Source organism: Gordonia mangrovi, assembly GCF_024734075.1.
Taxonomy (GTDB): domain Bacteria; phylum Actinomycetota; class Actinomycetes; order Mycobacteriales; family Mycobacteriaceae; genus Gordonia; species Gordonia mangrovi.
The window spans coordinates 2956974-2974959 of the sequence record NZ_CP102850.1; the positions used below are offsets into that span (position 1 = coordinate 2956974).

The 17986-nt window shown below is 67.4% G+C and carries 20 protein-coding genes; 7 read left to right on the plus strand and 13 right to left on the minus strand.

The window, feature by feature from the left end:
- The first annotated feature begins 2 nt into the window (after positions 1-2).
- A complete protein-coding gene (gene cadA / locus NWF22_RS13355) occupies positions 3-1124 on the plus strand; it encodes a cadmium family heavy metal-translocating P-type ATPase (protein ID WP_160904012.1) in 1122 nt (373 codons plus the stop codon).
- A 76-nt stretch (positions 1125-1200) separates the two neighbouring features.
- On the opposite strand, the gene NWF22_RS13360 is transcribed toward cadA, so the two are convergent.
- From NWF22_RS13360 to NWF22_RS13390, 7 genes are read right to left on the minus strand one after another with little or no spacing between them, the layout of a single operon-like run.
- Positions 1201-2565: a SagB family peptide dehydrogenase gene (locus NWF22_RS13360; RefSeq protein ID WP_160904013.1), complete on the minus strand. Its 1365-nt coding sequence runs from the start codon at positions 2563-2565 to the stop codon at positions 1201-1203.
- Between the two features lie 10 nt (positions 2566-2575).
- A complete protein-coding gene (locus NWF22_RS13365) occupies positions 2576-3553 on the minus strand; it encodes an ABC transporter substrate-binding protein (RefSeq protein WP_160904014.1) in 978 nt (325 codons plus the stop codon).
- A 58-nt stretch (positions 3554-3611) separates the two neighbouring features.
- Positions 3612-4397, minus strand: coding sequence for an exodeoxyribonuclease III (locus NWF22_RS13370; protein WP_160904015.1), 786 nt, complete (start codon positions 4395-4397; stop codon positions 3612-3614).
- Between the two features lie 3 nt (positions 4398-4400).
- A complete protein-coding gene (locus NWF22_RS13375; RefSeq protein ID WP_160904016.1) occupies positions 4401-4949 on the minus strand; it encodes a barstar family protein in 549 nt (182 codons plus the stop codon).
- Entirely contained in the window at positions 4946-5404 is a 459-nt protein-coding gene (locus NWF22_RS13380; RefSeq protein ID WP_160904017.1) for a guanyl-specific ribonuclease, read from the minus strand. The genes NWF22_RS13375 and NWF22_RS13380 overlap by 4 nt, the downstream gene beginning before the upstream one ends.
- Positions 5405-5426: 22 nt before the next feature.
- Positions 5427-6422: an N-acetylglutamate synthase, CG3035 family gene (locus NWF22_RS13385; RefSeq protein ID WP_160904018.1), complete on the minus strand. Its 996-nt coding sequence runs from the start codon at positions 6420-6422 to the stop codon at positions 5427-5429.
- A gap of 13 nt (positions 6423-6435) precedes the next feature.
- Positions 6436-7053 (minus strand): peptide deformylase, encoded by a 618-nt coding sequence (locus NWF22_RS13390; protein ID WP_160904019.1) that lies wholly within the window; start codon positions 7051-7053, stop codon positions 6436-6438.
- A gap of 220 nt (positions 7054-7273) precedes the next feature.
- Between NWF22_RS13390 and napA the strand changes: the two genes are divergently transcribed.
- From napA to NWF22_RS13410, 4 genes are all read left to right on the plus strand, one after another.
- Complete coding sequence (gene napA, locus NWF22_RS13395) at positions 7274-7636, plus strand: nucleoid-associated protein NapA (protein WP_160904020.1); 363 nt, start codon at positions 7274-7276, stop codon at positions 7634-7636.
- Positions 7637-7704: 68 nt separating this feature from the next.
- Positions 7705-8187, plus strand: a complete 483-nt coding sequence (locus NWF22_RS13400; protein WP_160904021.1) for a LytR C-terminal domain-containing protein — start codon at positions 7705-7707, stop codon at positions 8185-8187.
- Between the two features lie 73 nt (positions 8188-8260).
- Positions 8261-8929 (plus strand): superoxide dismutase[Cu-Zn], encoded by a 669-nt coding sequence (sodC, locus tag NWF22_RS13405; protein WP_160904022.1) that lies wholly within the window; start codon positions 8261-8263, stop codon positions 8927-8929.
- Between the two features lie 55 nt (positions 8930-8984).
- Positions 8985-10106 (plus strand): glutamate--cysteine ligase, encoded by a 1122-nt coding sequence (locus NWF22_RS13410; RefSeq protein WP_160904186.1) that lies wholly within the window; start codon positions 8985-8987, stop codon positions 10104-10106.
- Positions 10107-10225: 119 nt separating this feature from the next.
- Here the strand turns inward: NWF22_RS13410 and mnhG are convergent, their stop codons facing one another.
- Genes mnhG through NWF22_RS13440 form a run of 6 tightly spaced genes read right to left on the minus strand, consistent with a single transcriptional unit; the run spans position 10226 to position 16739 of the window.
- Positions 10226-10558, minus strand: coding sequence for a monovalent cation/H(+) antiporter subunit G (gene mnhG / locus NWF22_RS13415; protein ID WP_160904187.1), 333 nt, complete (start codon positions 10556-10558; stop codon positions 10226-10228).
- Positions 10555-10818, minus strand: a complete 264-nt coding sequence (locus NWF22_RS13420) for a monovalent cation/H+ antiporter complex subunit F (RefSeq protein WP_160904023.1) — start codon at positions 10816-10818, stop codon at positions 10555-10557. Before NWF22_RS13420 ends, mnhG begins: the two co-directional genes overlap by 4 nt.
- Entirely contained in the window at positions 10815-11612 is a 798-nt protein-coding gene (locus NWF22_RS13425; protein ID WP_160904024.1) for a Na+/H+ antiporter subunit E, read from the minus strand. The genes NWF22_RS13420 and NWF22_RS13425 overlap by 4 nt, the downstream gene beginning before the upstream one ends.
- Positions 11609-13216: a Na+/H+ antiporter subunit D gene (locus NWF22_RS13430; protein ID WP_160904025.1), complete on the minus strand. Its 1608-nt coding sequence runs from the start codon at positions 13214-13216 to the stop codon at positions 11609-11611. Before NWF22_RS13430 ends, NWF22_RS13425 begins: the two co-directional genes overlap by 4 nt.
- Complete coding sequence (locus NWF22_RS13435) at positions 13213-13830, minus strand: Na(+)/H(+) antiporter subunit C (protein WP_160904026.1); 618 nt, start codon at positions 13828-13830, stop codon at positions 13213-13215. Before NWF22_RS13435 ends, NWF22_RS13430 begins: the two co-directional genes overlap by 4 nt.
- Entirely contained in the window at positions 13827-16739 is a 2913-nt protein-coding gene (locus NWF22_RS13440) for a Na+/H+ antiporter subunit A (protein ID WP_160904027.1), read from the minus strand. The genes NWF22_RS13435 and NWF22_RS13440 overlap by 4 nt, the downstream gene beginning before the upstream one ends.
- A 77-nt stretch (positions 16740-16816) precedes the next feature.
- Here NWF22_RS13440 and NWF22_RS13445 point away from each other — a divergent pair, with 77 nt between their 5' ends.
- The gene (locus NWF22_RS13445; protein WP_160904028.1) at positions 16817-17236 is read left to right on the plus strand and encodes a hypothetical protein; all 420 of its coding nucleotides are present in this window, start codon (positions 16817-16819) and stop codon (positions 17234-17236) included.
- A gap of 158 nt (positions 17237-17394) precedes the next feature.
- Entirely contained in the window at positions 17395-17937 is a 543-nt protein-coding gene (locus NWF22_RS13450) for a hypothetical protein (protein ID WP_202399014.1), read from the plus strand.
- Positions 17938-17986: the final 49 nt, after the last annotated feature.

Genomic DNA, 17986 nt, shown 5'->3' on the forward strand with positions numbered 1-17986 from the left:
CGATGACCGTGGTCGTTGCGACGCTCCTGGTTCTGAGTGTGCCGATCATGGTGTTCGGCAGCTCGTTCGAAGACGCACTACTGCGAGCGATCGTGTTCATGATCGTCGCATCGCCATGCGCCGTCGTCCTCTCGACGATGCCGCCGCTCCTCGCCGCGATCGCCAACGCCGGAAGGCATGGCGTACTGGTGAAATCGGCTGCGGTCATGGAAGCGGTCGGTCAGACCACGATGGTCGCCTTCGATAAGACGGGCACTCTCACCGAAGGCCGTCCGGAAGTCACACGCATCACCACGCTGTCGCGGTGGCAGAGCTCTGAGGTCCTCGCCTACGCGGCGGCAGTCGAGCAACCCAGCGAACATCCACTCGGACGAGCCCTCGTGCGAGCGGCCGTCGAGCGATCCGTCGACGTGGCCGCCGTGGCGCAGTTCCGTGCTCTACCCGGCCGCGGCGTAGTGGGCCGGGTGAACAGGCGCAGGGTCACGGTCGAGCGCGCCAACGCAGCTGATTCGGTCGGCACCGTGGTCGGGGTGTTCGTCGACGGTGAGGAGATCGGCCGGATCGAGCTCTCCGACCAACTGCGTGACGGCGCTCCAGCCGCCGTTAGAGCTCTCGGCGATCTCACCGCCGAGCCAGTTCACGTGCTCACCGGAGACCATGCTGCCGCGGCAGCGCAGGTCGCCGAGAGTTGCGACATCGGGTCGATCCACGCCGAACTCCTCCCCGAGGACAAAACTCGTATCGTCCGTGCTGCCGAGCATGCGGGCCAACGCGTCCTCCTCGTGGGTGATGGCATCAACGACGCGCCGGCGCTGATGGCCGCCAGCACGGGCATCGCAATGGGCCGCTACGGATCAGACCTCGCGCTCGACACTGCTGACGCCATCATCACGCGCGACGACCTCGGCGCGGTGCCCGCTCTCATTCGACTGTCGCGCCAAGCGCGACGCTATGTCGTCGCGAATCTGTGCATCGCCGCCACCGTCATCGCCACACTGGTCACCTGGGATCTCGTCGGCACACTGCCGCTGCCTCTCGCGGTCGCCGGACACGAGGGTTCCACCATTCTCGTGGCGCTGAACGGGGCGCGCCTACTCCGTCAATCAGCATGGTCCGCAGGATGAGCGTCGCAACCCGGGGAGGTGTGCGACCGCTGCCGTGTCGCGGAGTCCTCCGGCCGCAGCGCGACTACCCCCGCGACTACCCCCGCGGCGTCCCCACCACGAAACTCCCGACGTTGCATTCCACCAGTTCGTCTGTGCCGGTGGCCTCGCCGAACGCGGCGGTGTCTCCGTAACCCTGAGCCACGCCGCCGAGTCCCATGGCGGTGGCGGTGAGGTAGAGCGTCTGGGTCAGCACGCCGACATGTTTGAGGATCACCGCGTACGGCATCTGCTCGTAGGTCCACATGATCCGACCCGGGCGGGCCGCGAGCACCAGGAGTACCTGCGGCAGTTGGCCATCGGCAAGGGTGAGCGACGCGGGCGCGACCAGTCTGGCGACCGCCGGACTGTCGTAGGGCGCGACCGGCCGCAGGACATGGTCGACAGAGTCGTAGTGGTACATCCCCGGCTCCACACCATCGGCGGTGCGCACGACCGGATAGATCTCCAGCTCGTACAGTGACCCGCCCGATGGATACGGCCGGGACGGGAGTTCCTCGGGGACCGGCCGGTCGGCGTTCACGGTTCGGACGCTGCGGGTGCGGGCACATCGGAACAGCAGCTCGCCCAATTCGGTCAGCGAGATCGGATGTGCGTCATCGAAGTCGCGCACCGACTTCCGGTCTTCCACCACCGCTGTCAGGGACTGGTCGGAGGTGCGAAGTGCCGAGAGGTCGGGTTGGGGGAGGGCAACCGGCTCTCCGGGATAGATGTCCGGCCGGGCCGGAACCGGTTCGAATTCGCCGTCGGCCCATCGGGTGGGCCCGAAATGCTGCCAGTTGGTCGCGCGGTCGCCGACGGTGCTGTGGCGATGGAACCAGAGTTCATGCGGACCCCAACTGCGGGTGGGGAAGTCGGCGCGCTCGCGGCCGGCGGCAACCGCATGACCCGACCAGACCAGATCGGACCGTAGTCGACGGTGTACTGCCGTCTGCGGCGAATCCGAACCCAAGCCGCTCGCGGCGGCGAGGATCTCCGGGTCGTGGATCTCGATGTCGCACCAGCTCCGCGGGTTCTCGGCGACGACGGTGCCGCCCTCGCGTCGGATCACCGTGAACCGCGACAACTCGACCTCGTCGCTGACATCGGCAACCGCGGGACGTGCGGTCGGCGGCCGCCGGAACGGCCGCAGCGAGTACAACTCTCGACTGCCCGCCGAGACCGTCATCGACACCGCGCCGGCCCCGATCAACAGCTCGACGAGACCGTCGACGTGGGCATCGGAACCCTCGGACACCGTGATCGGGCCCGCGTTGAGCGACCGGAGCACGGCCAGCTGCGGTCGGGTGAGCTTCTCCAGCCGCTTCTTGGCCGGCAGGACCACCGCGACACCACCGCCGCCCAACAGGAACCTGGCCCCGGGCGCGAGCGTGTAGACGGTGTGCACCGCGATGTCGCTCATGGGGCCGACGTCAGGCTGCGGCACGCTGCAGCGCCGGATACATCTTGTCGAGCACATACGGGATCGACAGCGGCGTCGGCTCGTTGAGACCGCCGATCTCGGCCACCGACAGTCGGCTCACCGCGCCACTCTCCACCGAACGCAGTCCCTGATATCCGGGTAGTCCCTCCAAGGCATTCATCTGCTGGTCGGTGTTCGCGGTGACCACCAACAGGTCGGAGTCAAGCATCGGCACATTCTCGGTGGAGATCGGAAAACGCGGTTGACCGTTCTCGCGGAACTGTGCGACCAGCTGTGGTGCGATGCTCATCCCCAGTGACTGGAACAGTAGGGTGGCGCCGTCGTCGGGGTCGGCCAGCACCTGTATCTGATCGTTGGAGTACATGTACGCCATCGTGTAGGTCTTGCCCGCCAGGCCCGGCATGTCCTGCTTTGCGGCCTCGATCTGCTCGTCGACGCCGGCCGTGATCTCTTGGGCCTTCTCGGGTTCGCGCAGGATCGTGCCGAGGAAGGTGACCATGTCCTGCCACGGGTCGATCTGCTTTCCGGTGATGCCGGGGATCGTCGGGGCCAACTTCGAGACGCTGTCGTAGATCTCGGGTTGGCCGTCGGCCATGTAGGACGTCGCAAGAATCAGGTCGGGCTCGGCCTTCGCCACCTGCGCGACGATGTCGTCGGTGCTGATCGGAGTGGAATCCTGCAGCTGATCACTCGCCCACGGGGCAGGACTGCCGGTCAACACCTGGATGTTGTCGAGATAGGCGACCGGGGTGATCCCGAAGGACAACGTCACGTCGATCCACTGCGCGCCGAGTGCGACGATCCGCTGGGGCACACCGTTGATGGTGACCGAGCCCTTCGAGGTGTTGACCTGGATCGGCGCGCCCTCGTCGGCGGATTCGTCGGGCGAACTACAGGCACTCAACGCCAGCGCCGCCGCCACCACCGAGGCGATCGACACGAGCAGAACACGCAACGCACGGGTCATGCTGTGCAGCCTAACCTAAGTGGTCGAAGCGCCGGGAAGGCCCGGTGCGGGGCAGCGGTCAGCAGTCGAGAATCACCGGGGCGTGGTCACTGGCGCCCTTGCCCTTGCGTGCGTCGCGGTCCACGTGGGCATCACGTACCCGATCGTCGAACGCGGGCGAACAGAGTAGGTAGTCGATGCGCATACCCTCATTGCGCGCAAACCGCAGCTGCGTGTAGTCCCAGAACGTGTAACCGTCGGCATAGGGGAGCGCCGAATCCCGGAAACCGACATCGCAGATCGCCTGGACCGCGCTGCGTTCGGCCTCGGACACATGGGTACGACCCTCGAACGCGCCGGCATCCCACACATCGTCGTCGGTCGGGATCACGTTCCAATCCCCGGCGAGCACCACCTGTGCGGCCGGGTCATGCGCCAGCCACAGCGAGGAGATGTCCCGAAGCCTGGCCAGCCAGTCGAGTTTGTACCGGTAGTGCGGATCGTCGAGGGCCCGGCCGTTGGGCACGTACAGACTCCACACCCGCACTCCCGCGCAGCGCGCCGAGATCGCCCGCGCCTCACGCGCCGGCGTAGTGTGCTCCGCACCGAAGGACGGTTGACCCTCGAAACCGGTCTCGACCTCGTCGAGCCCGATTCTCGAGGCGATCGCGACGCCGTTGAAACCGCCGGTGCCGATATGTGCGACGTCGTAGCCGGCGGCCAGAAAACTCATCAGCGGGAACTCATCGTCGCGGCATTTGGTCTCCTGCATGGCCAACACATCGATGTCGTTGCGTTCCATCCAGCCGACCACGGTCTCCGAACGGGCGCGGATCGAGTTCACATTCCAGGTCGCGATACGCATCGGTCAATCCTCGGTGTCGTCGGCGTCCGGGGTACTCGGGTCCGGCGTCATCTCGGCCACCGCCGCCCCGGCGTCGCGCCATCGTTCGGTCACCCAGCTCGTCAACGCCGCCGGGGTCAGCAGGATCACCGCGAACGGCAACGGCTCGCGGCGGTCACGATAGTGATCGCGATAGAAGCTCAACGAATCGGCAAACCACCGCAGCTCATCCGGCTCACGACGCAGCAGGCTCTCCGCGTGATCGACCACGGTCACCACCGCGGTGAGTGGCGGCCCGTCGGTCGGCGCGTCGGCATCGAGGTCGCGCATGCAGTCGTCGAAAGCGTCGCGGTTGTGGCCGAAATGGTCGGGGAACCCCCACGCCCGCGCGAACTCGTCGAGCAGCGAAGAGATCGACGGCATCGCTCGACCGTCGACGTGCCGCAACCGCACGTCGTCGGGCAGCGCGGGACACCGATCCTCGTCGACGACGCCGACCACCGGGCCGTCGCGCCGCGCACCGGACAGGAACTGCCCCACGGTGCTCGGCGACCGCCCTGCTTGGGCGCTCACCGGTCCGGCCCGCGGATCTGCACGAAGGAGCGGTAGTGATCGTCGGTGTACCAGGCGCTGCCGTCGCTGCCGGTCACGATGCGCTCGGCATCGCGGCTGCGGCCGGGCTCCTTGGGATTGACGTCCCACTCGCGATAGGTGATGCGGGTGCCTTCGGCGTCGGCGTCGGGCAGCAGGCCCTCGTTGTTGCGGAAGACGGCGCCGCCGCGGGTTCCGGGTGCGTCTGCCGCCTCGGGCCACGCACCGGCGTCGATCAACGCCAGAGTCTGCCGGACGTGGTCGGGGATGTCGGCGGTCGCCGGAGCGGTGGTACCTGCCGAAACGCCCCGTGCGGCCTGCGACCCGTCATCCGCGCCGCCACCGAACACCCAGGTCACGACCACAACGGCAATGGCGAGCAAACCACCGACGACCGACCAGATGGTCCGCCGCCGCGCCGCACTCGTCCTCGTCACGCGCTCACCTTAAGGCCTGCGATCACAACTCCAGGTAACGGGACGTGTGATGCAGACCGAAACCCAGTGTCCGGTACCAGGTGCCCGCGATCCGGTTGTCGGCCTCGGTCTGCACACAGGCTCGGTGTGCGCCACACTCGATGCCCCACGCGACCAGCGCGGCCAGCACCGCGCGGGCCCGACCTTGCCGACGGCGCTGCGGTGCCGTCCACAACGCGGTCACCCCGAGCCATCGCGTGCCATCGGCGCCCTCGGTGACGGTGGCGCGTCCGATCGCGTCCGGGTGGTCGCCGATCGACGCGAACACGACCGGTCCGCGGGAGGCGCCGACGACGGCCGCCGCGGTGGTCAGGTCGACATCCGGTCCGCGGTAGGCGCGCAGCCACGATGCGGTCGCGGCGTCGTCGAGCCGTACCTGCTCGATCGGGGTGCCCGGTGTTGCGTCGGCCATATCGTCGAGGTCGCGGACCAGGACCTGGATCTCGCCGCCGACAGGACGCCCGGTGATCTGTCCTGCCGGTAGCAGCCGTTCGGGCAGCGCGATCACGGTCGGCAGGTCGCGCTGGTCGTACCACCGGCGCAGCGCGGTCATCGTCGCCGCGTCGGTGCCGCAGCCGAACTCGAGGGGCACCGCCGAATTGGCGCGGCGGGTGAATCCGCCGCCGGCCCGCAGCAGCCAACCGCCGAGCATCGCCGACTCGGTGCCCGGCCATGCGGCAGCGGCTGCGGCTTCGAGGCGGCGGATCTCCGAGTTGCGCACGGTGACCCGCGACAGCACGCGGATCGAGGTGACCGCCGAGCGCGGTATCGATTGCGGGCCGTCGCGGTCGACCACCAACGGGTCACCGTCGTCGAGCAGCACACCGGTGACATCCGACAGCGTCGCCCCGGTCCCACCACGCCAGTCGGCCGGTGCCTCCGCGCCGAGGCGGTACCGGACGACGATGCGGTCACCCACGAACGGCAGGCGGTCACCGGATACACCGGTCGCCGGGTCGCCGGACGGATTCGTCGTCACCGCAGGTGCGCGTTCAGTCGTCTTCGTCTTCGTCGTCGTGACCGAACGGGTCGTCGACGCTTCCGGGCAGCCAGGTCAGGCCGGGTTCGCCCCACCCGTTGCGCTTGATGGTCTTCTTGGCCGCCCGGGCGTTGCGCCCGATCAGCACGTCGACGTAGAGGAATCCGTCGAGGTGGCCGACCTCGTGCTGCAGCATGCGCGCGAAGAACCCGGTGCCCTCGATCGACACCTCGTCTCCGTTGCGATCGAGGCCGGTCACCCGGGCCCAGTCCGCACGTCCGGTGGGGAATTGTTCACCCGGCACCGACAGACACCCTTCGACGTCATCGTCGGGATCCGGCATGGTCTCCGGGATCTCAGATGTCTCCAGCACGGGATTGATCACCTCGCCGCGGCGGCGCGCAGCGGTGTAGCGCTCGCCATCGGGGCAGTCGTAGACGAACATCCGCTTGCCGACCCCGACCTGATTGGCGGCCAACCCGACCCCGTTCGCCGCGTCCATCGTCGCGAACATGTCGTCGAGAAGCGTCACCAGCTCGGGCGCCGGGCGGCGGTCGGCATCGAGTTCGACGAGTTCGGTGGGGTGATGCAACACCGGTTCGCCGACGATGCAGATCGGGAGAATTGCCATGCGGGACAGATTACCCAGCGTCCGAATGCGTCCGGCCGGTCGTGGCGAGTCACACCACGACCGGCGCCACCGATCGTGGTTAGATGATCACCGAACCACATTGCTGTGATTTGTCCGGGACCTGTACATCCGGTCGGTGGTGTCGACCGTGCGGGCCGGGGGTAGCGCCCGCCGGACAAGCGGTGATGTGATGTGCACGAGGCGATCTTGAGGGAGCGAGATGGACGGCGCAGCTGCGCGAAGCCAGAAGCAGGGCGATCAACCCACACCCAGAGATTCATCCGCCGAGCAATCGAGCACCCCCGTCGATCCGCATGAGGTGGGGGCCGACGGTCTGTCCCGTCGCGAGCACGACATCCTGGCGTTCGAGCGGCAGTGGTGGAAGTACGCCGGGGCCAAGGAAGAAGCGATCAAGGAGCTGTTCGGGCTCTCGGCCACCCGGTACTACCAGGTGCTCAACGCCCTCGTCGATCGCCCCGAGGCATTGGCTGCCGACCCCATGCTGGTGAAGCGGCTGCGCCGACTGCGCGCATCGCGCCAGAAGGCTCGCGCAGCGCGCCGTCTGGGCTTCGAGATCACGTGACCTGAGCACGTCGGTGACTCCGCGGCCGTGGCGGGCGCGTCATCTGATGTCCAGTAAGGTTCTCGGTGATGAACGCTGATCACGAGCCGAGTCGCCTGCCGTTGCGGGCGGGGGCGATGATGTTGCTGGCCGTGGCCATTGTCTTCCTCGGTCTGGGCTGGCATTCCGCGGCCACCAGCGGTGATGATCCGGAACGCGAACTCCAGGATGCGCAGAGTCAGGTCGCCACCTCGACGACGCAGTCGGCCGCCAGTACCACCGCCTCGGCATCGGCCGATACGCCACAACTCTGTGTCTTCAATGCCGGGTCGATCTCGGGCCTGGCCGCCGACGTCACCGAGTCGCTACAGGCCGCAGGATTCCAGACCGACGAACCGGGGAACCTGTCGACGGCGTCGATCACCGAGAACACCATCTTCTACGACGACGACCAACAGTCGGCGGCACAAGAGGTTGCCGACGCTCTCGGCGGCGACGCCAGCCTCGACCCCCGCCCGTCGTCGTTCACCCAGTGTCCCGACGGCATACCGGTCATCGTGGTGACCCGATGACCTGCGATCGGAATTGCGATCTCGATACCCAGACCACCCAGAGATTTCGGCCCGTTGACGAACAAGGAGCGACATGACCGCCCGTAAGCATCACCTTCGCCGCACGCTTGCCGTGCTCGCCTCGGCCGGTATCGCCGGCGGAGCACTGGCAGCCTGCACTCCCGACGAGCCGCCCACCGACGTGCCCGGCACCACCCCGTCGGTGGTGACCGGAAATCAGGCGCCTCCCGGGGAGGTCGACGCCGCAGACGGAATCGGTCAGTCACCGGAGGAGGACGCGACCGCGCGTATCGTCGACGATCAGGGCGAAGACGTCGGCGAAGCGACCTTCGCGCCCAGCGGATCGTCGGTCAAGGTCACCGTGCGACTCAGCGCCGACAGCGGCATCGCGGCCGGTTTCCACGGCATGCACATCCACGAGAACGGCGTGTGCGAGACCGGCGGCGACAGCGCATTCTCCAGCGCCGGTGGGCATCTGCAGGTCGACGGCAACACCGGCCATCCGGCCAGTGGCGATCTGGTCTCGCTCAATGTGCTCGAGGATGGCACCGCGGAGACCGTGACCACCACCGACTCGGTGAACCTGGAGCAGATCGTCGGCAAGTCGATCGTCATCCACGAGGGTGCCGACAACTTCGCCAACATCCCCACCCGCTACGCGCCGGCCCCGGACGAGCAGACGTTGTCCACCGGCGATGCGGGCAGCCGTGTCGCGTGTGGTGTCATCGAGGCCCACGAGTGAACAACCGGCTCCGCTGAGTCGATGTCCGGTGAGCTGACCAACGGCTGACATCGTGGTGACCCCCATCGAGTTCGACGGTTCCCCGACACCTTCGCTGGGTGTCGAGTGGGAGTTCGCGCTCACCGACAAGGTGTCCGGTGATCTGTCGAATTCGGCTGCGGACCTGTTCACGCTGGTGTCGGAGCACTGCCCAGCCCGGCGTGACAAGGTGCACAAGGAGTTGCTGCGCAACACCGTCGAGATCGTCACCGGGATCTGCCGGGACACCCCGGAGGCGATGGCGGATCTGACGGCGACGCTGGCGGCGGTACGTGCGCAGACCGAGGAGCTGGGCGTCGACCTCTACGGGGCGGGCACGCATCCGTTCGCCCAGTGGTCGACCCAGCTGCTCACCGAAGGCCACCGCTACGCCGAGCTGATCGAACGCACGCAGTGGTGGGGCCGGCAGATGCTCATCTGGGGTGTGCATGTGCACGTCGGGATCAGTCACCGCGACAAGGTGTTGCCGATTCTGGGCGCCCTGCTGAACTACTATCCGCATCTGCTCGCACTGTCGGCGTCGTCGCCGATGTGGGCCGGGCAGGACACCGGCTACGCGAGCAATCGCGCGATGATGTTCCAGCAGCTGCCGACCGCGGGCCTGCCCTTCCAGTTCGCGACCTGGGCCGAGTTCGAGTCCTTCGTGGCCGATCAGAAGATGACCGGCATCATCGACCACATCAACGAGATCCGGTGGGATATCCGGCCCTCCCCGCATCTGGGCACCATCGAGGTGCGGGTGTGTGACGGGATGACCAATGTCGCCGACCTGGCCGCGGTGGTGGCGCTGATCCACTGCCTGGTCGTCGACCTCGACCGTCGCCTCGAGGCCGGTGAGACGCTGCCGCAGATGGCGCCGTGGCTCGTGCAGGAGAACAAATGGCGCGCCGCCCGCTACGGCCTGGACGCCATCGTCATCCTTGATTCGGCCTGCACCGAACGACTCGTCACCGACGATCTCGCCGACCTGCTGACGCGTTTGCAGCCGATCGCACGCGACCTCAACTGCGTCGCCGAACTCGCACGCGTCGGCGACCTCGCCGCGCACGGTGCGAGCTACCAGCGGCAACGCGCCGTCTACCGCAAAACCCGCGACCTGCGTGAAGTGGTCCGGTCGGTGGTCACCGAACTGTCGTAACCCGCAGCGAGCACGCTCGGTTGCCGTGAAAGCGCCGTAGATCTGAGCCACCAGTTGACCCGGATCCACGGCACTCTGGCAGACCCATCCGAGGATCGAGGCGTGAGCCGAGCACCACGCTAGTCCTGTGCCGGATTCTCCATCTCGTCGCGACTGAGCAGGCCGTCGCGGGCGCGTTGCTCCTGATACACCAGCCGGCCGATGCGATGGGCGATGACCGGGGCGGTCATCAGGGCGAACAGCCCGGCCAGGACCAACATCCCGAAGTCGACGTGCCCGCCCAGCCGGATCATCGCGCCGATGAGCATCAACAGCAGACCGAAGGTCTGCGGCTTGGTGGATGCGTGCATGCGGCTCAGCGTGTCCTTGAATCGGACCATGCCGATCGCGGTGGTCAGCGCCAACGTCGCACCGAGCACCAAGAAGATCGAGGAGATGATGTCGCCCATTATGTTTCGTCGTCCCTCACCCGGAAACGTGCGATGGCCACCGACCCGACGAAGCTCAACAGGCTCAGCGCGACGATCGCCGGCACCACCGTCGAGTCACGGCTGTAGGCCGCCCACGCGGCCAGCCCGCACATGCACAAGGCGATCATCGTGTCGAGCGCGACCAGCCGATCCAATGACGACGGCCCGCGCAGTACCCGCACCGTCGTCAACACCGCTGCGATCATCAGCAGCACGCTGACGACGATCCAGACAACGCTCATCGGCCGCCCCCGTCGGTCGGCGGGACATCGGACATGTCGGTGTGCTCGGTCGCGGCGCGGCCGATGTCGTGGACGCGGTGATACTCGTCGTCGATGCCGTGATAGGGGCTCGGATGCCATTCGCTGTCGCGCTCGAACGCCCGGATGAAGGACCGTTCGACGAACGCGACCTGGTCGTAGAAGGCCTGCACCTTCTTCTCGGTGCGGACATCGAACACGTGGATGTAGAGGATGCGTCGTCGGTGGTCGATGTCGAGCACCATGGTCCCGGGCACCAGGTTGAGGTAGTCGACGGCCAGGGTCAGCACCATGTCGGATTTGATTGCGACGCGCACCCGGATCACCGCGCCCAGCGGAGGTCTGCCCGGCCGGATCGCCGCCCATGCGACCTGCGCACTCGACACGAAGAAGTCGATGACCAGCCGAACGAGGATGATCAGCACCGCGACCGGGTGGATGCGGCCCTCCACCGGCACCCGCGGCAACGGAAGCAGCGTGACGATGGCGATCGCCAACACCAGTCCGGCGAGGATGTTGGCCCAGGACACGGTGCCCCACAGCAGCACCCACACGAACGTCAGCCAGGCCAGCGTCCACAGCCGGACGGCCACTTCACGCGAGTCGCTGCCCAGCCAGCCGGGCATCCGGATGTGTTCCCGCAACCATACGAACACCGTGACGGTGTGCCAGAACAGGAACAGCAATGACACCCGACGGGCCGTGATGAGGCGGGACCGCAGGGGTGCCGGCGATCGATTGTTCGCCGCGCTGTCGTCGGTGTCTCGGCCGCTCATCGGTCACCTCCCAGAACTGCCTCGATGTAGATGCCGCGGTCGGTGATGTCGGTGGCCGCGCGGTCGGTGAAGCCGAGGATGGGGCCCGCCCACAACGTCAGCACCAGCCCGGCGATCACCATGACGGCGGTGGGGATCACCATGCCGGCCGGCATCCGGCCCACATCGTCGCGGTCGTCGAAGGCGCCGTCGGCGCTCTCGTCGATCAACGCCGACGGCCCCCGGTCGGACAGATCGCCCTCCGGCGCGTCCGCGCGTGGCCGCCAGAACCCCTTGGTCCATACTCGCGCGACCACATACAGGGTCAACAGGCTGGTCACGACTGAGCCGGCCACCAGCATCCAGGCCAGGATGGAGCCGTCCTGGGTGCCCGCCTCGATCAGCGCGACCTTGCCGACGAAGCCGGAGAACGGCGGTATGCCGCCCAGGTTGAGCGCCGGGATGAGGAACAGTGCGGCCAGCAGCGGGCTGGCAATGAGACCGCCGAGTCTGCGCAAGGACGACGATCCCGCCTGCCGTTCGATCAGTCCGACCACCAGGAACAGCGTCGTCTGCACCAGGATGTGGTGGGCCACGTAGTAGATGGCCGCCGACAACCCGAATTTCGATGACAGCGCGATGCCGAACACCATGTACCCGATGTGGCTGACCAGGGTGAACGACAGCAGGCGTTTGATGTCGGACTGTGCGATCGCGCCGAAGATGCCGACCAGCATCGTCAGCAGTCCGGCGATCATCAGCATCGTGTCCATCGACCCACCGGGAAACAACAGTGTGTGCGCCCGCACGATCGCGTAGACACCCACTTTGGTGAGCAAGCCCGCAAAGACTGCGGTGACCGGGGCCGGCGCGGTCGGGTAGGAGTCGGGCAACCAGCTCGACAACGGGAACACCGCGGCCTTGATGCCGAATGCCACGAGCAGCACCGCGTAGAGCGCGTTACGGGTGCCGTCGGGCACGTTGTCGAGGCGGGCGGCCATCTCGGCGAGGTTGAGGGTGCCGGTGGTCGCGTAGGCGAATGCGATGCCCGCCAGGAAGATCAGCGACGACACCATCGACACCATCACGTACGACGCGCCGGCCCGGACCCGTTCGGCACTGGCACCGAGCGTGAGCAGCACGAAGCTCGCCGCCAGCAGCACCTCGAAGGAGACGTAGAGGTTGAACAGGTCGCCGGCCAGGAAGGCGTTGCAGACACCTGCGGTGAGGATCAGATAGGTCGGCAGGAAGATCGACACCGGCTGGTGCGACGTGCCGTCGCGGATACCCTGCCCGATGGCGTAGACGACGACACACAGCAGCACGATCGTGGAGACGACCAGCATCAGCGCCGCCAGCTGGTCGACGACCAGCGTGATGCCGAGCGGTCCGTTCGGGAAGCCCTTGTCACCCCAACCGCCGATGGTGACCGCGAAGGTGCCGTGCTCATTGGTCAGGTACAGCAGCAGGCACGAGGCGATGAAGGCGGTGAGGATGGCGCCGACGGTGATCGGCCGTTGGAAGCGTGGGCTGCGCCCGCGCATCATGGTCAGCGCCGCGGCGATGATCGGCACCAAGGTGGGCAGCGTGATCAGCACCGGCACCCACGACGGTTGCGGTGTCATCGGCCACCTCCGTCGCGGTCCGACCCCGGCCCGCCGGCACGTGTCCCGTCGGAATTCAGATCCTCGGGACCGACCTCGTCGATGACGTCGGCATCCTCGGGCATCAGGTCGGTCTCGATGACCCCCCGATGCCGTTCGATGAATTCCTCTCGGGTCAGCGGATGGCCCTCGTCGTCGAAGAAATCGCCGGCCGTGGTGTCGGCCAGGGTCACCGGGTCGTCGCTGCGGTCGCGGTCGGGTGCGGTCTGCAGGGACCCGGTCGCGATCTTGCGGTCCTCGGGATCGTCCTCGACCTCCACGTCGTCGCGGTTGATCACATACAACCGATAGACCAGTGCCAGCACGAACGCCGCGATGCCCATCGTGATGACGATCGCGGTGAGGATCATCGCCTGCGCAAGGGGATCGGCGTCGTGTGCCCGGTTCTCCGATGCGCGGCCCAAGATGGGCGGGTTGCCCATACCGCCGGACACCACCAGGATCAGCAGGTTGATGGCGTTGCCGCACAACAGCAGGCCGAACAGCATCCGGATCAGACTGCGTTCCATCAGCAGGTAGGCGCCGCTGGCGGCCAGCACGCCGACGACGATGAGGAAGCCGAGGTTGATGCTCAACGCGTCACCTCCGGGGCAGTGGCCCGGACGGCCATCGGCTGGTTGTCGCCGATGGTCGACTCGACGTCCAGGCGTGCGCCGAGACTGCGCAGTACATCGAGGACCAGGCCGACCACGATGAGGTAGATGCCGAGATCGAAGAACAAGGCGGTCACCAGCTTGACGTCGCCGAGGACGGGCAGCGTGATCTCGAAGACGGCCGACGAGAGCACCGGCGCACCCAGGAACATCGACGTCACTGCGGTGCCGGCCGAGATCGCCAGACCCGCACCCAGGATGCGTCCCGGTTCCACCGGCAGCGCCTCGCCGAGTTCATAGCGGCCACCGGCGAGGTAGCGCAGCACCAGCGCGAGTCCCATGGTGAGTCCGCCGGCGAAGCCGCCGCCCGGTGCGTTGTGTCCGGCGTAGAAGAAGTACACCGACAGCACCACCATGGTCGGGAAGATCAGCCGGGTCGTGGCCTCGAGCACCATCGAACGATGGCGGGGATCGCGGAAGTCGCTGCCGAGCAGCCAGCGGGTCCGGTCGGGTGGGATCGTATCGTCCACGTCGTCGCCGTTGGTGCCGGATTGCAGGCGGGCCGCGTCGGCGACCCGGGGGACCGCGCCGAACCGTCGATTGCGGAACACCATGGACGCCACCCCGGTGGCGGCGACGATCAGCACGCACACCTCGCCCAGGGTGTCCCACGCACGGATGTCCACCAGCAGCACGTTGACCGCGTTGGCGCCGTGCCCGAACTCGTAGGCGGCTTCGGGGATGTCGACCTGTACCGGCTGCTCGGAGCGGGCGGCCGCGGCGAACAGCCCGATCACCACCAGCGTGGCGCCGAACGCGACGCCGATCAGCGCCCGCAGCGGCTTGAACCCCGTTGCGTGGCGGGGTTCCGGTTCGGCGGGCAGTTTGCGCAGCACCAGCACGAAGATGACCAGCGTCAACGTCTCGACCAGGAACTGGGTGAGCGCGAGGTCCGGGGCGCCGTAGAGGGCGAACAACAAGCCGGCGCCATAACCGGTGAGGCCGACCACCAGCGCGGCGGCCAGCCGGTTGCGCAGGATGATCGCGGCCAGCGCGGACACGGCGATGATGCCACCGATCACCGCCTGCACGGCCGAGTCGAAACCACGCCACTCCAGGTGGCTGCGACCGCCCCACGCCAGCACCGCGGTCGGCAGGATGATCGCGGTGGACAGGATCACACCCTGGGTGACGGGCAGCGATCCGCGTTGGGTGTTGCGGGTCAGCATCAGCGACAGGGTGTCGGCACCGCGCAGCGTCGCATCGTAGATGCGGTCCGCATTGAGCAGCGGCCGGTAGCGGAACAGCTGGCCGCGCAGCTGCCGGACGATCAGGAACAGCAGCGCCCCGGCGACCACCACGACGATGGAGAACACCACCGGCAGACCGAAACCGTGCCACATGGCGAGATGCTCGAGTTCGTGACCATAGGCCGGCAGCGTCTCGGCGTACGGCTCGAACAGCGAGCCGATCTGCGAACTCAGCAGGCCCGCCACCACGCCGGCGACGGCGAGCAGCACCGGTGCCAGATAGAAGGGTGCGCTCGGCGGGTGCATCTTGGCGACGGCCGGACTCGGCGTGGACCGCACCTTGCGCCCGAACGCACCCCACAGGAACCGGCAGGTGTAGGCGAAGGTCATCACAGACCCGACGACCAGGACGATGTCGATCGTCTCGGACTGCCACGGCTCATAGGCGCCCGAATCCCACACCGACGCGAACGCGGTTTCCTTGCCGACGAAGCCGATGGTGAACGGCAGGCCGGCCATGCTGGCGCCGGCGACGGCTGCGGTGAGCGCGAGGACCGGCAGACGTTGGCCGAGTCGGGCCAGTTTGCGGATGTCGCGGGTGCCGGTGGAGTGGTCGATGATGCCGACGACCATGAACAGCGACGACTTGAACAGGGCGTGGGCCACCAGCATCGCCATTGCGGCCATCGCCACGTTGGCGGTGCCGATGCCGACCAGGACGGCCAGAAAGCCCAGCTGCGACACGGTGCCGAAGGCGAGCACGAGTTTCAGGTCGAGTTCTCGAAGTGACCGCCAGGCACCGAGGACCATCGTGAACATACCGAGCACCACCACCGCGATCTGCCAACTCGGAGTGGTGGAGAAGGCGGGTGCGAGACGCGCGATGAGGTAGATACCGGCCTTCACCATGGCTGCCGCGTGCAGGTAGGCGCTCACCGGGGTGGGCGCGGCCATCGCGCCGGGTAGCCAGAAGTGGAACGGCACGATCGCCGACTTGCTGAGCGCGCCGATCAGCAGCAGAACGACCGCGATGTCGACATAGACGCCGGCCGCCGGGGGACTGGCGATGATGTCCGACAGCAGATAGCTGCCGGTGCGTTCGCCGAGCATGATGATGCCGACCAGCATCGCCAGGCCGCCGGCCGTGGTGACCAGTAACGCCTGAGTCGCGGCGCGCCGAGCCGTCGCGCGGATGCCGTAGAAGCCGACCAGCATGAACGACAGCACGGTGGTGAGCTCCCAGAACACGTAGAGCACCAGCATGTTGTCGCTCACGACGAGCCCGAACATGGCCGCGGCGAAGGCGATCATCTCGCCGCCGAAGACCGTCACCCGGGGGCGGGCGTCGTCGAAGTAGTGCGCGCAGTAGCACAGCACGAGCGCGCCGACACCGAGGATCAGCACCGAGAGGATGGCGCTGAGTGTGTCGAAGCGGGTGACGATGTCCATCTGCAGCACGGGCACCCAGGTGATGGTTTCCACGCGGGGTGGCTCGTCGGCAGTGGGCCAATTGAGGATCACCCAGACCAGCGCGCCGGCCGGAGCGAGCGCGAGGACATAGAAGCCGCGAGTTCCCAGCCACTTGATCACCGGGGGTGCACAGAGCGCGCTGAGCGCGAGCGCAACCAGCACACCGATCAAGTGGGCACACCGTCTTTCAACTGTTTGGGCGGGGTGTCACGGGCGCGGCCCGCAGCGACTACTTTACCGTTGCGGACATGAAAGGCTTCGTGAGGTTGGTGGCGGTTCTGGTCGCCGGGCTCGCCCTGATCGCGGTTCTCGCCGGATGCAACGGAAGCGAAGAGGAGCGTCCGGCCGGCGCTGCCTTGCCTCAGGATTTCCCGGTTGCGCAGGTCCCGCTCGTGGAGGGCACGGTGCTGACCGCCGACGGCACGCGGGCGGACGGGTGGGCGGTCACGGTGCAGGGTGTAGCCGCTGACGGCAACATCCTCGACTCCGCAGTGACCACTCTCACCGACGCCGGGTTCACCGAGTCGCAGCGGACCACGGAAGGCGGTCAACGCGTGGTGATCCTCTCCGCGACCAAGGACAGCACCGACTACTGGGTGCAGGTCGGCTCCACGCCGGGGGCCGCCGGCGGGCCGGGGTCGGTGTTCTATCAGGTCTCCGTGGAGTGATGTCCCCTGGTGCCTGAGGAATCCCGGAGCCTGCGGAGGGATGTCACGAAGGCCCGATTCGCCCGGTTCACAGCCGACTGACAGGTACGTGGCAGTCGGCTGACAGGCCCCGTGCGCACCGTGGATGTCACTTTTCACTCCACGAAAGCGAGACGACGATGTCCACACCGCACGGCACCTCCGACCCCGCCACCGCCGCCGACCAGCAGGAGCCGCACCCGGCCGACCTGCAGGAGCCATACCCGGCCGACCGGCAGGACGCCGCCGAGCAGAACGCCCCGACCGAGCCGATCACGCAGGCCGGTACGGTGCCGCCGAACGGCCCGTTCCCGCCGTATGGCGCCAATCCGCCGATGTACCCGAATCAGCCGCCGCCGAACCAGCCGAGCGGCGTCAGCGACAAGGTCCGCAACGCCGTCATCGCCGGCGGCATCGGTGTCGCCGTTGTGTTCGGCCTCATCGGGTTCGGCGCCGGTTACGTGGTCGGCGACTCGTCATCGAATCAGGGACCCGGCATGAATATGCAGCGTGGTGGCGGTTTCGGTCCGGGCGGGCAGGGTGGCTTCGGTCAGATGCCCGACGGTCAGGGCGGCATGGGCCAGATGCCCGGTCAGCCGGGGCAGGTGCCGGGACAAGGCCAACTCCCCGGTCAGGACGGGCAGACCACGACCCCCAGCACCGAGAGCGGAACGGGCGCCTGAACCGAGTGAGGTGAACGTTGCGGATATCGGCACGTTCACCTCACTGCGC

Coding starts and splice junctions, on each gene's coding strand:
- NWF22_RS13400 (WP_160904021.1), top strand. CDS start 7,705: ATGAACGCTGATCACGAGCCGAGTCGCCTGCCGTTGCGGGCGGGGGCG.
- napA (WP_160904020.1), top strand. CDS start 7,274: ATGGACGGCGCAGCTGCGCGAAGCCAGAAGCAGGGCGATCAACCCACA.
- NWF22_RS13370 (WP_160904015.1), bottom strand. CDS start 4,397: ATGCGTATCGCGACCTGGAATGTGAACTCGATCCGCGCCCGTTCGGAG.
- NWF22_RS13450 (WP_202399014.1), top strand. CDS start 17,395: ATGTCCACACCGCACGGCACCTCCGACCCCGCCACCGCCGCCGACCAG.
- NWF22_RS13425 (WP_160904024.1), bottom strand. CDS start 11,612: ATGAGCGGCCGAGACACCGACGACAGCGCGGCGAACAATCGATCGCCG.
- NWF22_RS13360 (WP_160904013.1), bottom strand. CDS start 2,565: ATGAGCGACATCGCGGTGCACACCGTCTACACGCTCGCGCCCGGGGCC.
- NWF22_RS13420 (WP_160904023.1), bottom strand. CDS start 10,818: ATGAGCGTTGTCTGGATCGTCGTCAGCGTGCTGCTGATGATCGCAGCG.
- cadA (WP_160904012.1), top strand. CDS start 3: ATGACCGTGGTCGTTGCGACGCTCCTGGTTCTGAGTGTGCCGATCATG.
- NWF22_RS13445 (WP_160904028.1), top strand. CDS start 16,817: ATGAAAGGCTTCGTGAGGTTGGTGGCGGTTCTGGTCGCCGGGCTCGCC.
- NWF22_RS13365 (WP_160904014.1), bottom strand. CDS start 3,553: ATGACCCGTGCGTTGCGTGTTCTGCTCGTGTCGATCGCCTCGGTGGTG.
- NWF22_RS13430 (WP_160904025.1), bottom strand. CDS start 13,216: ATGACACCGCAACCGTCGTGGGTGCCGGTGCTGATCACGCTGCCCACC.
- NWF22_RS13390 (WP_160904019.1), bottom strand. CDS start 7,053: ATGGCAATTCTCCCGATCTGCATCGTCGGCGAACCGGTGTTGCATCAC.
- sodC (WP_160904022.1), top strand. CDS start 8,261: ATGACCGCCCGTAAGCATCACCTTCGCCGCACGCTTGCCGTGCTCGCC.